Genomic DNA, 13,312 nt, shown 5'->3' on the forward strand with positions numbered 1-13,312 from the left:
GAACCCGCTTGTTCGTCAATCTCTTGATCATTCTAGCCGCGTCGTTGCTGGTGATTGCGCTGTTCCGCCGCCTGCGCCTGCCGCCGGTGCTCGGCTATCTCTGCGTCGGCCTGCTGCTCGGCCCGTCGGCGCTGGCCTGGGTCGATTACGACCAGGACCTGCCGCACCTCGCCGAATTGGGCGTGGTATTCCTGCTGTTCACCCTCGGCCTGGAGTTCTCGCTGCCGCGCATGCTCGCCCTGCGGCGCGTGGTGTTTGGCCTCGGCAGCCTGCAGGTGCTGATCTGCGGCCTGGTGCTCGGCGGCCTGCTGGTGTTCGGCTTCGCGCTGCCGTGGGAAGTGGCGCTGCTGATCGGCTCGGGCCTGGCGCTGTCGTCCACCGCCATCGTCAGCAAGGAATTGGGCAGCCTCGGGGAAATCTTCAGCAACCACGGCCAGAACGCCATCGGCGTGCTGCTGTTCCAGGACCTGGTCGCGGTGCTGTTGCTGACCCTGGTCCCGGTGTTCGCTGGCCAGGGCGGCGAGAGCTGGTACTGGGCGCTGCCCATCACCCTGGGCAAGACCGTGCTGCTGTTCATCGGCCTGCTGGTGGCCAGCCGCTGGCTGCTGCCCCGGCTGTTCCAGGAGGTAGCGGCGGCCCATTCTGCCGAGCTGTTCGTGATGCTGGCACTGGTGATCGTGCTGCTCACCGCCTGGCTGACCCACCTGCTCGGCCTGTCCATGGCGCTGGGCGCGTTCCTCGCCGGCATGCTGCTGGGGGAAAGCCATTACCGCCACCAGATCGAGGCGGACATCCGGCCGTTCCGCGACATTCTCCTCGGGCTGTTCTTCGTCAGCGTCGGCATGCTGATCGACATTCACTTGTTCGCCCGCCACGGCTGGCTGATTCTCGGCCTGACGCTCGCCCTGTTGCTGCTCAAAGGTGCGCTGGTGGCGTTGCTGGTGAAGCTGCGCGGGGATGACAACGAGACTGCCTGGCGCAGCGGCATCGCCCTGGCCCAAGGCGGTGAGTTCTGCTTCGCCCTGGTCGCCCAGGTGCAGCAGAACCGTCTGCTGGATGCCGACATCGGCGGCCTCCTGTTGGCCGCCACGTTCTGCTCGATGGCGGTCACGCCTCTGATGCTGCGCGCGGCGCCACGCCTGGCGGCGCATCTGCGCGCACGGCTGGGCGGCATGGAGAGCCAGGTGGAAGAAATCGCCGCGGCCAGCGCCGAACTGAGCGGCCACGTGGTGATCTGCGGCTATGGCCGGGTCGGCCAGTCGATCGGGCGCTTCCTGCATCGCGAGCGGCAGCCATTCATTGCCCTGGACGACGACCCGGTGCGCGTCCAGGAGGCCGCCGCCGGCGACGAGAGCGTGCACTACGGCGACTCGCGCCGTGGCGAGTTGCTCAGCGCGGTCGGTACCGAGCGGGCCCGTCTGCTGGTGGTGGCGGTGGACAAGGCCGACGTGGCGCTTGCCGTGGTCGAGCAGGCGCGGCGCTTGAGTGCGGACCTGCCGATCCTGGTGCGTACCCGCGACGACAGCCGGCTGAGCGACCTGCAGGCCGCCGGGGCGACCGAGGTGGTGCCGGAGCTGCTGGAGTCGAGCTTGATGCTGGCCTCCCACGCGCTGGTCATGCTCGGCCTGCCGGAACGTCACGTCCAGATGCGCGTCGATGAGGTGCGCCGCAGCCGCTACCGCCTGCTGCATGGCTTCTACCACGGTGCCCAGCCCAACCTGCTGGACGCCCAGGGCCGGCCGCGACTGTTGTTGCACGCGGTCAACCTGAGCGAAGACGCCTACGCCTGCGGCCATTCCCTGCCCGATCTGGAGCTGGAGAAACTCGGTGTCGAGATTCAGGCCGTGCGCCGGGACGGCCACGACATGCCGTTGGATGGGCAGGACTGCCTGAACGAAGGGGATGCGGTGTTGCTGTCCGGCCCGCTGGAAGCCATCGAGGCTTGCGAGGCGCGCCTGCTGGCGGGGCGCTGATCAGACGCCGGCCGCCTGCAACAGCACCTCGGCGGCGGCCTTGGCTTCCTGCGCCTGGCCGCCAGGTCCTTCCATGTGGGCCATGGTGATCGCGCCCTCGACGAGGTATTGCAGTTGGCGCGCCAGCCGCGCCGGCTCGGGGGCTTCCAACTGCTCCAATTGCTCCCGCAGATGATCGCCGAAGAGCGCCTTATGCGCCGCCGCACGGCGATGCACCGGGTGGTTGCGGTCGTGGAATTCGGCCGACGCATTGATGAACAGGCAGCCGCAGAAATCCCCGCCGTGAATCATCGCGTGCAGCCCGTCGAAGGTACGCAGGATCGCCTCGCGCGGCCCGAAGCGCTCACGCGCCTCGCGCAGCCGCTCGACCATCTGCTGCGAGCGGTTTTCCAGTGCCGCCTCGATGAGTTCATCCTTGGATTTGAAGTGCTTGTACAGCGTCATCTTGGCCACGCCGGATTCGGCCAGGATCCGGTCGATGCCGGTAGCGTGGTAGCCCTCGCGCTTGAAAAGCTCCAACGCCGTATTGATCAGTTGATCGCGCTTGCTTGATGCCATGTCGGGCCTCCTCGGACAGCCATTATGCCCGTTGGCGGGCGACCGACTCCATGGATTGGCTGTCGTGTCACTTGAAATATACAGACAGGTCTGTCTATTATCCAGTCGCACACCCCACAACAAGGAGTTTCACCATGCGTCTCTATGACTTTCACCTGTCCGGCAACTGCTACAAGGTGCGCCTGTTCCTCAGCCTTATCGGACAGGAAGCGGAGCAAGTCGAACTGAACCTGCGGGGCGGCGAACAGAAAACCCCGGAATTCCTCGCCATCAACCCGCGCGGCCAGGTGCCGGCCCTCGAAGACGGTGATTTCCGTATCGGCGACTCCCAGGCGATCCTGGTCTATCTCGCGGCTCGCTACGCTCCGGCCTGGGCGCCCGCCGATCCGCTCACCCAGGCGCGCATCGCCAGTTGGCTGAGCTTCGCCGCCAACGAGATGCAGAACGGCCCGGCGATGGCCCGGGTCGGCAAGCTGTTCGGCTATCCCATCGACGAGGCCAAGGTCCACGCCAAGGCGATCCAGGCACTGGAACTGCTCGACGCCCAACTGGCCCGTCACCCCTGGCTGGCGCAGACAGACGCCCCGAGCATCGCCGACCTGGCGGTCTATCCCTACGCCGCGCTGGCCGGCGACGGCGGCCTCGACCTTGCGCCCTACACCCACCTGAATGCCTGGTTCACCCGCCTGCAAGCATTGCCGGGCTATATCGGCATGACCGGTCTCTGAGAACCTGTTTACGATCTCGCGAGCTAGAGCCATGCAAGGCCTCGGCGGCCCCACAAAAACAGGCGAGGAAGCGGCTGGGGTCGCATTCGACTTTACGAGTTGTAAATGAGCATTCCGACCGGGCTGGCGATCCAGCCTGTTTTTAACGCAGCAGGGCCGACGCGCAGCAGATCGTAAACAGGTTCTGAGCCCTTCCCGGGCCTCCACCCATGTGGAGGCCCGTTCCCAGGAGCCTTGCCCATGAACAGTCCTTTCCATCCCGGTGAACAGGCGATGCAGCACCGCGCTGGAGTCCGCGAAAAAATCGAGGACATCGGCAGCCGTGTGATCCGTCCTTACATGCCGGAGCAACACCGCGAGTTCTTCGGCCTGCTGCCCTGGCTGCTGGTCGGCAGCGTGGACGCCGAGGGCCAGCCGCATGCCTCGGTGCTCTGGGGCGCGCCGGGTTTCGTCCGCTCACCGGAACCGACCCTGCTGCGGATCAACGCCCGGCCGCAGACGGACGACCCGCTCGCCGAACAGTTGCGCAGCGGCGAACGCCTGGGCCTGCTCGGGATAGAAATGCCGACCCGGCGGCGCAACCGTCTCAATGGTCCGCTGCTGGAAGTGGACGCCGCCGGCTTCACCCTGGGCGTCGCGCAGTCGTTCGGCAATTGCCCGAAGTACATCCAGGCCCGCGACTGGCAAGCCCTGACGCGCGAACCCGGCCCCCTGCTGCAGGGCGAAGGCCCGGACCCGGCCTGGCTGCAACGGGTGAGCACGGCCGATACATGCTTCATCGCCAGTCACAACCACGACCCGCACAGCGGTGGCGTCGACGTCTCCCACCGTGGCGGCCCGGCCGGATTCGTGCGCCTGGGTAGCGACGGCCGGCTGTGGATGCCCGACTACACCGGCAACTTCATGTTCAACACCCTCGGCAACTTGCTGCTCGAACCCCGTTGCGGCCTGTTGTTCGTCGATTTCGCCAGCGGAGACCTGCTGCACCTGCAAGCCCGCGCCGAGGTGCTCTGGCCGGAGGATGCGGCTCGCCTCGGCCAATCGCTCCCGCCCGGCGCCGAGCGGATGCTGGCACTGACCCCGGAACGCTGGCTGCTGCGCCGCTCACGCCTGCCCCTGGCGTTCGGCGCGGCCTCCGCCTCCCCTTTTCTACCTGATCAAGGAATCTGAGCCATGCGCGTCTTCAGCCTGATGCTGCTCGCCCTGTTGAGCCTGACCAGCCTGCCCGGCGAAGCCGCCGGTCTGCGCTTCACCCTGGTGAAAACCTCGGAAACCGAAACCCTCGACGCCTTCACTGTGGAAGGCGGCGACTGGACCGAGAAAGCCATCGCCGACCACGTGGCGGTCCTCATCGAGCATCACGCCGCCACCCTGCTCTTCGATACCGGCCTCGGCCGCCAAGTGGACAGCCAGTTCCAGGAAATCCCCTGGTGGGAGCGCAAGCTGCTGCAATACGGCCCGGTCCAGCCGGTGCGCGATCGCCTGGACGCGGACGGCATCCGTGTCGACCGCATCCTCCTGTCCCACACCCATTGGGATCATGCGTCCGGGCTGGCGGACTTTCCCGAAGTACCGGTCTGGGCGCCCTACGAGGAAATCGAGTTCAGCCAGATCGCGGTTCCGCCGGCGATACTGCCCAGCCAGTTCAGCCATGCGGTGAAATGGGTGCCCTTCGCCTTCCAGCCGGAACCCTTCATGGGCTTCCCGGAAAGCCTCGACCTGTTCGGCGACCGCAGCCTGGTGCTGGTGCCGCTCAGCGGCCATACGCCTGGCTCCGTCGGGCTGTTCCTGACCCTAGACGACGGGCGCCGCTTCTTCTTCACCGGCGACGCTAGCTGGCGCCTGGAGGGCTTCACCGGCCCGAAGGAAAAGTTCTGGTTCAGCCGGCGGCTGGTGGACCAGGATCGCGACGCCACCCGCCAGGTGCTCGAACAGGTCCATGCCTTGCTCGAGCGGGAGCCGGAATTGGTCGTAGTGCCAGCACACGATGCCAACGTGCATAAGCAGTTAGGCTTTTATCCTCAATGGATACAGTAGGAGACACTTGTAACTCCTTGTATTGATGGGCTGGGCGACTAAAGTCTAAGAGTCGTCATCCAAGCGTCGTGGTTTAGTCACCGCGCCGTAACAGGACGGCCGGCGGCCGCCCTGAGCACCCCAAACGAGGAGACAAGAATAATGAGCAAGACTCCCCTCGCCCGTGCCGTGGCCCTGGCCACGCTGGGCGCCAGCCTCACTCTGCCAAGCCTGGCCTTCGCCGAGTTCATCAAGGACAGCAAGGCCAGCCTGGAGCTGCGCAATTTCTACATGAACCGCGACTTCCGCCAGGACCTGGGCGAGCCTAACCCGCCACGCATTCCCGGCAAGACCCCGGCCGAGTTCCGTAGCAAGTCCGAAGAGTGGGCGCAGGGCTTCATCGTGCGTTACGAGTCGGGCTTCACCGAAGGCACCGTCGGCTTCGGCCTCGATGCCATCGGCACCCTCGGCGTGAAGCTGGATTCCGGCCGCGGCACCGCCGGCACCGGCCTGCTGCAACTGGACCGCGACACCGGCGAAGCGCAGGACACCTATGGCGACCTGGGCGCCACTGCCAAGGTCCGGCTCTCCAAGAGCACCCTGAAGGTCGGCACCTTGATGCCGAAGATGCCGGTGCTGATGTCCAACGATTCGCGCCTGCTGCCGCAGAGCTTCCAGGGCGGCTGGCTGAACTCCGCCGAGATCGACGGCCTGACCTTCGACGCCGGCCAGATCAACCGCGTGAACCAGCGCGACTCGTCCGACCACGAGACCATGCTGGTGACCAGCGGCAAGGGCATCACCGCCGCCACCGGCCAGGACAGCGACGAGTTCAACTTCGCCGGTCTGACCTACAAGTGGAACGACAGCCTGACCACCAGTTACCACTACGGTGCGCTGGACGAGTTCTACAAGCAGCACTATTTGAACTTGGTGCACGTCCTGCCGCTGGGCGACAAGCAATCCCTGAAGAGCGACCTGCGCTACGCCCGTTCCACCGATGACGGCAGCAGCAACGTCGACAACAAGGCGCTCGGCGGCCTGTTTACCTACAGCCTGGGCTACCACGCCTTCGGCCTGGGCTACCAGAAGATGAGCGGCGACACCGGCTTCGCCTACATCCAGGGCACCGACGCCTACCTGGTGAACTTCGTGCAGATCGGCGATTTCGCCAACCGCGACGAGCGTTCCTGGCAGGTTCGCTACGACTACAACTTCGCCGGCGTCGGCATCCCGGGCCTGACCCTGATGACCCGCTACATCAGCGGCGACAACGTCAACCTCGGTGGCGGTTCGGAAGGCAAGGAATGGGAGCGCAACACCGACATCGCCTATGTCTTCCAGGACGGCCCGCTGAAGAACCTGGGCGTCAAGTGGCGTAACGCCACCGTGCGCTCCAACTTCGGCAACGACCTGGACGAAAACCGTCTGATCGTCAGCTACACCCTGCCGTTGTTCTAAGCATCAGTGCCTCGAAAAAGCCCGCCATCCGGCGTAAAGCGTTGGTCAGACACGATCAGTCCCTCTCCCCCCAGCCCCTCTCCCGTAAACGGGAGAGGGGAGCAGGCGTGCATAACCTTAAATGAACAGCATTACGCCATCCGGCGGGCTTTTTTTCGCCAACAAAGCTGGCTCCTACAGGTAATCGTAGGGGGGAATTCATTCGTCCCTACACAGGCCAGCTTTTCGTAGGAGCCAGCTCTGCTGGCGATATTTCTCCACGCCATTCGCGAGCAGCGCTTGCCCCGCCCCACTCAATCGACGCTAACCGCACCAATCTTGTGCACGGACAGGTCCGCACCGTTGAACTCTTCCTCCTGGCTCAGGCGAAGCCCCACCACGGACTTGAGCACACCGTACACCAGCAAGCCACCGAGGAAGGCCACCAGCACACCGAGCACGGTGCCGGCGAGCTGGCTGGCCAGGCTCACGCCGCCCAGGCCGCCGAGCGCCTGCTGGCCGAAGATGCCGCAGGCGATGCCGCCCCAGACACCGCACAGTCCGTGCAGCGGCCAGACGCCGAGGACGTCGTCGATCTTCCACTTCACCTGGGTCGCGGTGAACGCCCAGACGAACAGCGCACCGGCCAACGCGCCGGTAGCCAGGGCCCCTACCGGGTGCATCAGGTCGGAGCCGGCGCAGACTGCCACCAGCCCGGCCAGCGGGCCGTTGTGCAGGAAGCCGGGGTCGTTGCGGCCGACCAGCAGGGCCGCCACGGTACCGCCCACCATGGCCATCAACGAGTTGACCGCCACCAGCCCGCTGATGCCTTCCACGGTTTGCGCGCTCATGACGTTGAAGCCGAACCAGCCGACGATGAGAATCCACGAGCCCAGCGCGAGGAACGGAATGTTGGATGGCGCGAAGGCCACCAGACGGCCGTCGCGATAGCGGCCGTTGCGCCGTCCCAGCAGCAGCACCGCAGCCAGGGCCAGCCAACCGCCCACCGCATGCACCACCACCGAACCGGCGAAATCATGGAAGGCGGCACCGAAACGCGCCTCCAGCCAAGCCTGCAACCCGAAGTTGCCGTTCCACACCATGCCTTCGAAGAAGGGGTAGACGAACGCCACGATCAATGCGGTGGCGCACAGTTGCGGGGCAAACTTGGCGCGCTCGGCGATACCGCCGGATATGATCGCCGGGATCGCCGCGGCGAAGGTCAGCAGGAAGAAGAACTTCACCAGGCCGTAGCCGTGGTCCGCGGTCAGCGCCGCGGCCGGCTCCAGGAAGGTCACCCCGTAGGCGATCCAGTAACCGATGAAGAAATAGGCCAGGGTGGAAACAGCGAAGTCGGAAAGGATTTTCGACAAGGCATTGACCTGGTTCTTCAGGCGGACCGTGCCCACCTCGAGGAAGGCGAAACCGGCGTGCATCGCCAGCACCATCACGGCGCCGAGCAGGATGAACAGGGTGTTGGAACCGTGGATCAGGGTTTCCACGGCACTGCTGAGATTTTCCATCAGGTCTGTTTCCCCAGTCGAAAAGCACCAAAACAGCTCTCACCGATCCATAAACGCACCGATATAAGGCATTCAGGCCCTACGACCCGACCCTCATACGCCCTGCCATGGAGCATTCCTTTCGGAAATTCGCGAGCATGACGCGCGAACTTCCCTTTGTTTTTCAGTGCTATGGCGAGAAATCAATAAGTTGCGGCGCTTTACGGAACGCGCCTTTAAGGGGCACGAAAGAGCGAAAGCGCACCAGACCGATGCAAGCGACATACCAAACCCGCCCCGAAACGCGACGGGGAACCTTGCAGCACAGCCGGGCTCGAAAAATTCAGTAGCCCGTGCCCTGCTACCCTTCGTGGAACATGAAAAAACGACAGGAGATTCACCATGACTCTGCAAAGCACTTCGACGCCTTCCCCGGACGGTCTCGGCCAAGGCCCAGTCGACGAGAAGTCCGTGCACAAGCGCAACCTGCACGCCGCCCAGGACGAACTGATGGCCGAGTTCCAGAACCTGATCGGCGATACCGAAAAACTGCTCAAGCACACCGCCAGCGTTGCCGGTTCCCAGGCCGAGGAGCTGCGTGCGCGGATCAACGAAAACCTCACCCGCGCCAGGGCGATGATCAAGGACAGCGAAGCCAGCCTGCGCGACCAGGGCCGTGCCGCCGTCGAGGCCACCGAGGAGTACGTGCACAGCCACCCCTGGCAATCCATCGGCATCGCCGCCGGGGTCGGTTTCCTGCTCGGCCTACTCGCCGGCCGCCGTTGATCGAGGAGCGCGAATGGAATCCCTGCCACCACCCGCCGACGACGCGCCCAAGCCATCGCTGAAGAAGCTCGCCGGCGCGTTCGTCGGCTTGCTGCAAAGCCATCTGGAATTGCTCGGCATCGAGTTCCAGGAAGAGAAGGCACGCACCTTTCAGTTGTTCGTCTTCTCCGGACTCAGCCTGATTCTCGGCCTGATGGTGATGCTGGGGCTGTCGGCGGCGGTGATCATCGCCTTCTGGGACAGCTACCGGCTGACGGCTACCCTCGTGCTGTGCGCGTTCTACGGCATCGCCCTGCTGTTCTGCATCAGCAAGGCCGTCCACCTCGCGCGCAAGGGCGAATCGCCGTTCCAGGCGACCGTCGAAGAACTCGCCCGCAACCGGGAGCAACTGTTGCCATGAGCACGCCCCTATCCAGTTCGGCCCGTCGCAGCATGCGCAAGGACCTGATCCGCCTGCGCATGGAAATGCACCGTCAGCAGTTGCTCTATCACTCGCGCCCGCTGACCCATCCGCTCGAACAGATCGGCCGCTTCCTGCCCAGCCAGGGCGGCATGCTCGGTTCCAGCAAGACGCCCCTGGCCATCGGCGGCGCGCTGTTCCTGCTGCTGTTCGGCAAGCGCCTGGGCGCCTTCGGCAAGCTGGCGCGCATCGGCTTGGCGGTGTACCCCATCGTCCGTCAGTTGAAGCGGCCTCCGCCCCCCTGACAGGCACTGATCCATCCCGGAGCACCGGATGCGGCGTTGCGGCATTCCGGTGCATCCTTCCTCCTGCTCTGCGCCCTCTCGCGGTCTTTCTCCCCCGCGCCAATCCCTTTCTTCACTCGATGCGCCATTAAATGGCCACATTCTTGCAGTCGGCCAGTACCTATCCGGCGAGTGAGCCCGATGACCTGCCAACTGCCGAACGGCTTTCCGTTCCCACCGCTCAAGGACGCGTCCGTGACAGACGGGCAACCGATTGCGTGTTTCCAACCTTTCATCGATACCGCCACCGGCCGCATCGCCGGCATCGAAGCACTCGGCCGCCTGCGCCAGGCGGACGGCGAACTGCGCTCCGTCGGCCCGCTGTTCCTCGACCCGAAGAACTCCCCCGCCGCGCTGCGCCGGCTCGACCGGCTGATCCGCGAGAACGCCCTGCAGCGCCTGGCGGAGGCGCCCGACGATTGGTTCCTCAGCCTGAACATCTCGCCGCGCTGGATCAGCCGGCTGCGACCGGGCCAGCCGCTGCCCAGCCTGAAGCAGCTGGAGCGCCAGGGCGTGCCCGCCGAACGCATCGTCTTCGAAATCACCGAACTGGGCGGCGCCAGCCACCGGCTGCCGGAGGTGGTGGCGCGCTACCGGGAAGCCGGCGCACGCATCGCCATCGACGATTTCGGTGCCGGTTATTCCCAACTCGACCGCGTGCTGGCGTTGCAGCCGGACATCCTCAAGCTGGACATGCGCCTGTTCCAGGCCGCTGCGCGAGGTGGTCCCAGCGGCGAAGTGGTGAAAGCCCTGGCGATGATGGCGGAGAAAACCGGTTGCTGGATCATCGCCGAAGGCGTGGAGACCGAAGCCGAACTGGACTTCGCCCTGGAATGCGGCGCCCGTTACGTGCAGGGCTACCTGTTCGCCCGGGCCGAGCCGGACTTCTTCCCGGCCGATGCCTTCGTCGAGCGCTTCGCCCAACTGCGCGACCGTTACGTCCACGACAAGCTGGCCGAGCGGGCCCGCGGCATCGTGCTGCGCCAGCAACTGCTCGAACTCATGGGCATTCTCAAACCCTGGGCAGAAGCCGGCGCGGCGCCCGGACAACTGCCATCGCTGCAGCGCTACCCGTGGTTGCTGCGTCTCTACCAGTGCGACCGTCAGGGCACCCAGGTCAGCCCCAACCTGGAGCGGCACCAGGGGCAATGGCGGGAAGATGCCCGCTACCTCGGGCACAACTGGTCGTGGCGACCGTACTTCTACCAGTTGCTCGCCGAGGGCTGGGAAGAGCGTCGGCTGTCCGTCTCCGGGACCTACCGCGACGCCACCACCAACCAGTACTGCCTCACGGCCGGGCAATTCGTCGACAACGGTCGCCGGTTGCTATTGGTGGATGTGGATGCGGCGAGCTTCCAGGCAAAGGTTTAATCGGCGCCCACCCAGGCGCCTATCCAACGTACCAACAGCCACGCCAGCAGCAGCCAGATCAGCAGGATGAACGCCGCCGCCCCGTAGCTAACCGGCTTATCCGCCGCCTGTTGCGCCTGCTCGCGGGCGCTGTTCAGCACCTCCGGCGGAGTCAACTTCACCACCAGCGCCAAGCCCAGGGGAATCAGCAGCAGATCGTCCAGGTAACCGATCACCGGAATGAAATCGGGGATCAAATCGATCGGGCTCAGCGCGTAGGCTGCCACCAGCAGCGCCAGTAGCCGCACGAGAAGCGGCGTGCGCGGATCGCGCGCGGCGAAGTACACCGTCAGGGTGTGCTGCTTGAGTTGCCGTGCGCGGTGTTTGAGCGAATCCAACCAGCCCATGTTCGAAGCCCCAGTGTGATGGCGAGCCAGGATGCTCCACCGTCCCGGCGCGGAAGGCAATCGGAACGCGGGATAAGGTGAAAAATCCTCCGCCGCGCGGTCGAAACCGGTACACGCCCGGCAAAACCCGCTCCGGCCCTTGCGGCCGACGGTACGAACCCCGAAGCTACGGGCATTGGCTATCGAATGGCGAGGACTGGCCTTGGACTGGCAAACCCTGTTGACCCGCGAACGTCTCGGCAAACCGGTGCACAGCACCGATGAACTCGGCCGCAGCCCCTTCCACAAGGACCACGACCGCATCATCTTCTCCGGCGCCTTCCGCCGCCTGGGGCGCAAGACCCAGGTCCACCCGGTCTCCAGCAACGACCACATCCATACCCGCCTGACCCATTCGCTGGAGGTGAGCTGCGTCGGCCGCTCGCTCGGCATGCGTGTCGGCGAGGTGCTGCGCGACGATCTGCCGGATTGGTGCGCTCCCTCCGACCTGGGCATGATCGTGCAGTCCGCCTGCCTCGCCCACGACATCGGCAACCCGCCGTTCGGTCATTCCGGCGAGGACGCCATCCGCCACTGGTTCCAGCAGGCCGAAAGACGCGGCTGGCTCGATGGCATGAGCGAGCCGGAGCGCGCCGACTTCCTCAACTTCGAAGGCAATGCCCAGGGCTTTCGCGTGCTGACCCAGCTGGAGTACCACCAGTTCGACGGCGGCACCCGGCTCACCTACGCCACCCTCGGCGCCTACCTGAAATACCCCTGGACGGCGCGCCACGCCGAGGCCCTGGGCTACAAGAAGCACAAGTTCGGCTGCTACCAGAGCGAACTGCCGCTGCTGGAACAGATCGCCGCCAAGCTGGGCCTGCCGATGATCGAAGAACAGCGCTGGGCGCGGCACCCGCTGGTCTACCTGATGGAGGCGGCGGACGACATCTGCTACGGCCTGATCGACCTCGAAGATGGCCTGGAAATGGACCTGCTCGACTACGCCGAAGTGGAAGCCCTGCTGCTCGGCCTGGTCGGCGACGACCTGCCGGAAACCTACCGCCAGCTCGGCCCGCGCGACTCGCGCCGGCGCAAACTGGCGATCCTGCGCGGCAAGGCCATCGAACACCTGACCAACGCCGCCGCACGTGCCTTCGTCGAACAACAGGACGCGCTGCTCGCCGGCCGCCTGCAAGGCGATCTGGTGGAGCACATGCACGGGCCGGCCAAGCGCTGCGTACTGCACGCCAAGACCATCGCCCGCGAGAAGATATTCCAGGACAAGCGCAAGACGCTGCACGAAATCGGCGCCTACACAACCCTGGAAATCCTCCTCAATGCCTTCTGCGGCGCGGCCCTGGAACAGCACGGCGGGCGCCCCCTGTCGTTCAAGAACCGGCGCATCCTCGATCTGCTCGGCAACAATGCGCCGGACCCGCACTGGCCGCTGTACCGCTCCTTCCTGCGCATGATTGATTTCATCGCCGGGATGACCGACAGCTACGCCACCGAGATGGCGCGGGAAATGACCGGACGCTCGAGCCCGGTCTGAGGTCGGAGGCGATGGGCGTCGGAAAAAACCAACGAAGCGGCGCCCGCAGAGGGTTCGCTTCGCCGCCGAGCAGCTATTTTTAGTACGTGGTCCGGCCTCGCGCACGGATCGAGTGTGAGATGCGGCCTTTGCCGAATGGGGACTTTCGAACAGGATGCGGACGGCCTTCCGTGGAATGGTTGCCTGTGGGCGTGCCTGGGGAGAGCGCAAGGAGTGACGATACGATGACCACATCCGGGCGACAGCGGAGTTGCCCCCTGACGAACGCCGTCCG

General features: G+C 65.3%; 13 protein-coding genes. 10 read left to right on the forward strand and 3 right to left on the reverse strand.

Features of this window, described 5'->3' with window-relative positions:
* The first annotated feature begins 8 nt into the window (after window positions 1–8).
* The gene (locus PIN01S_RS05175) at window positions 9–1,973 is read left to right on the forward strand and encodes a monovalent cation:proton antiporter family protein (RefSeq protein ID WP_084334077.1); all 1,965 of its coding nucleotides are present in this window, start codon (window positions 9–11) and stop codon (window positions 1,971–1,973) included.
* Here PIN01S_RS05175 and PIN01S_RS05180 read toward each other — a convergent pair whose 3' ends face one another.
* Complete coding sequence (locus PIN01S_RS05180; RefSeq protein ID WP_084334078.1) at window positions 1,974–2,531, reverse strand: TetR/AcrR family transcriptional regulator; 558 nt, start codon at window positions 2,529–2,531, stop codon at window positions 1,974–1,976.
* A 134-nt stretch (window positions 2,532–2,665) separates the two neighbouring features.
* On the opposite strand from PIN01S_RS05180, the gene PIN01S_RS05185 reads away from it, so the two are divergent.
* The 4 genes from PIN01S_RS05185 (at window position 2,666) to PIN01S_RS05200 (ending at window position 6,736) form a co-directional block, all read left to right on the forward strand.
* Window positions 2,666–3,259, forward strand: a complete 594-nt coding sequence (locus PIN01S_RS05185) for a glutathione S-transferase family protein (RefSeq protein WP_084334079.1) — start codon at window positions 2,666–2,668, stop codon at window positions 3,257–3,259.
* A 240-nt stretch (window positions 3,260–3,499) separates the two neighbouring features.
* Window positions 3,500–4,429, forward strand: a complete 930-nt coding sequence (locus tag PIN01S_RS05190; protein WP_084334080.1) for a pyridoxamine 5'-phosphate oxidase family protein — start codon at window positions 3,500–3,502, stop codon at window positions 4,427–4,429.
* Window positions 4,430–4,432: 3 nt separating this feature from the next.
* On the forward strand, window positions 4,433–5,296 hold the full coding sequence (locus tag PIN01S_RS05195; protein ID WP_084334081.1) for an MBL fold metallo-hydrolase: 864 nt from the start codon (window positions 4,433–4,435) through the stop codon (window positions 5,294–5,296).
* A gap of 141 nt (window positions 5,297–5,437) precedes the next feature.
* A complete protein-coding gene (locus tag PIN01S_RS05200; RefSeq protein WP_084334082.1) occupies window positions 5,438–6,736 on the forward strand; it encodes an OprD family porin in 1,299 nt (432 codons plus the stop codon).
* Window positions 6,737–7,029: 293 nt separating this feature from the next.
* On the opposite strand, the gene PIN01S_RS05205 is transcribed toward PIN01S_RS05200, so the two are convergent.
* Window positions 7,030–8,238, reverse strand: coding sequence for an ammonium transporter (locus PIN01S_RS05205; protein WP_084334083.1), 1,209 nt, complete (start codon window positions 8,236–8,238; stop codon window positions 7,030–7,032).
* Window positions 8,239–8,619: 381 nt separating this feature from the next.
* Here PIN01S_RS05205 and PIN01S_RS05210 point away from each other — a divergent pair, with 381 nt between their 5' ends.
* The 4 genes from PIN01S_RS05210 to PIN01S_RS05225 all read left to right on the forward strand — a co-directional run bounded on the left by PIN01S_RS05210 (window position 8,620) and on the right by PIN01S_RS05225 (window position 11,118).
* Window positions 8,620–9,003 (forward strand): ElaB/YgaM/YqjD family protein, encoded by a 384-nt coding sequence (locus PIN01S_RS05210; protein WP_084334084.1) that lies wholly within the window; start codon window positions 8,620–8,622, stop codon window positions 9,001–9,003.
* A 13-nt stretch (window positions 9,004–9,016) separates the two neighbouring features.
* Window positions 9,017–9,403 carry a phage holin family protein gene (locus tag PIN01S_RS05215; RefSeq protein WP_084334085.1) on the forward strand — a complete coding sequence of 129 codons (387 nt, stop codon included), beginning with the start codon at window positions 9,017–9,019 and terminating at the stop codon, window positions 9,401–9,403.
* Window positions 9,400–9,708 (forward strand): hypothetical protein, encoded by a 309-nt coding sequence (locus tag PIN01S_RS05220; protein ID WP_084334087.1) that lies wholly within the window; start codon window positions 9,400–9,402, stop codon window positions 9,706–9,708. Before PIN01S_RS05215 ends, PIN01S_RS05220 begins: the two co-directional genes overlap by 4 nt.
* A 234-nt stretch (window positions 9,709–9,942) precedes the next feature.
* Window positions 9,943–11,118, forward strand: coding sequence for an EAL domain-containing protein (locus PIN01S_RS05225; RefSeq protein WP_084334459.1), 1,176 nt, complete (start codon window positions 9,943–9,945; stop codon window positions 11,116–11,118).
* On the opposite strand, the gene PIN01S_RS05230 is transcribed toward PIN01S_RS05225, so the two are convergent.
* Complete coding sequence (locus PIN01S_RS05230) at window positions 11,115–11,504, reverse strand: YkvA family protein (protein WP_084334089.1); 390 nt, start codon at window positions 11,502–11,504, stop codon at window positions 11,115–11,117. The genes PIN01S_RS05225 and PIN01S_RS05230 overlap by 4 nt on opposite strands.
* A gap of 202 nt (window positions 11,505–11,706) precedes the next feature.
* Between PIN01S_RS05230 and PIN01S_RS05235 the strand changes: the two genes are divergently transcribed.
* Window positions 11,707–13,038: a deoxyguanosinetriphosphate triphosphohydrolase gene (locus PIN01S_RS05235; protein ID WP_084334091.1), complete on the forward strand. Its 1,332-nt coding sequence runs from the start codon at window positions 11,707–11,709 to the stop codon at window positions 13,036–13,038.
* Window positions 13,039–13,312: the final 274 nt, after the last annotated feature.

Origin of the sequence: Pseudomonas indica NBRC 103045 (assembly GCF_002091635.1) — a bacterium.
Classification (GTDB): Bacteria; Pseudomonadota; Gammaproteobacteria; order Pseudomonadales; family Pseudomonadaceae; genus Pseudomonas_M; species Pseudomonas_M indica.

Bases quoted from the DNA above. Each gene is read 5' to 3' on its own strand.
- PIN01S_RS05215 (WP_084334085.1), top strand. From the start codon at position 9,017: ATGGAATCCCTGCCACCACCCGCCGACGACGCGCCCAAGCCATCGCTG.
- PIN01S_RS05230 (WP_084334089.1), bottom strand. From the start codon at position 11,504: ATGGGCTGGTTGGATTCGCTCAAACACCGCGCACGGCAACTCAAGCAG.
- PIN01S_RS05195 (WP_084334081.1), top strand. From the start codon at position 4,433: ATGCGCGTCTTCAGCCTGATGCTGCTCGCCCTGTTGAGCCTGACCAGC.
- PIN01S_RS05190 (WP_084334080.1), top strand. From the start codon at position 3,500: ATGAACAGTCCTTTCCATCCCGGTGAACAGGCGATGCAGCACCGCGCT.
- PIN01S_RS05205 (WP_084334083.1), bottom strand. From the start codon at position 8,238: ATGGAAAATCTCAGCAGTGCCGTGGAAACCCTGATCCACGGTTCCAAC.
- PIN01S_RS05200 (WP_084334082.1), top strand. From the start codon at position 5,438: ATGAGCAAGACTCCCCTCGCCCGTGCCGTGGCCCTGGCCACGCTGGGC.
- PIN01S_RS05210 (WP_084334084.1), top strand. From the start codon at position 8,620: ATGACTCTGCAAAGCACTTCGACGCCTTCCCCGGACGGTCTCGGCCAA.
- PIN01S_RS05220 (WP_084334087.1), top strand. From the start codon at position 9,400: ATGAGCACGCCCCTATCCAGTTCGGCCCGTCGCAGCATGCGCAAGGAC.
- PIN01S_RS05180 (WP_084334078.1), bottom strand. From the start codon at position 2,531: ATGGCATCAAGCAAGCGCGATCAACTGATCAATACGGCGTTGGAGCTT.
- PIN01S_RS05185 (WP_084334079.1), top strand. From the start codon at position 2,666: ATGCGTCTCTATGACTTTCACCTGTCCGGCAACTGCTACAAGGTGCGC.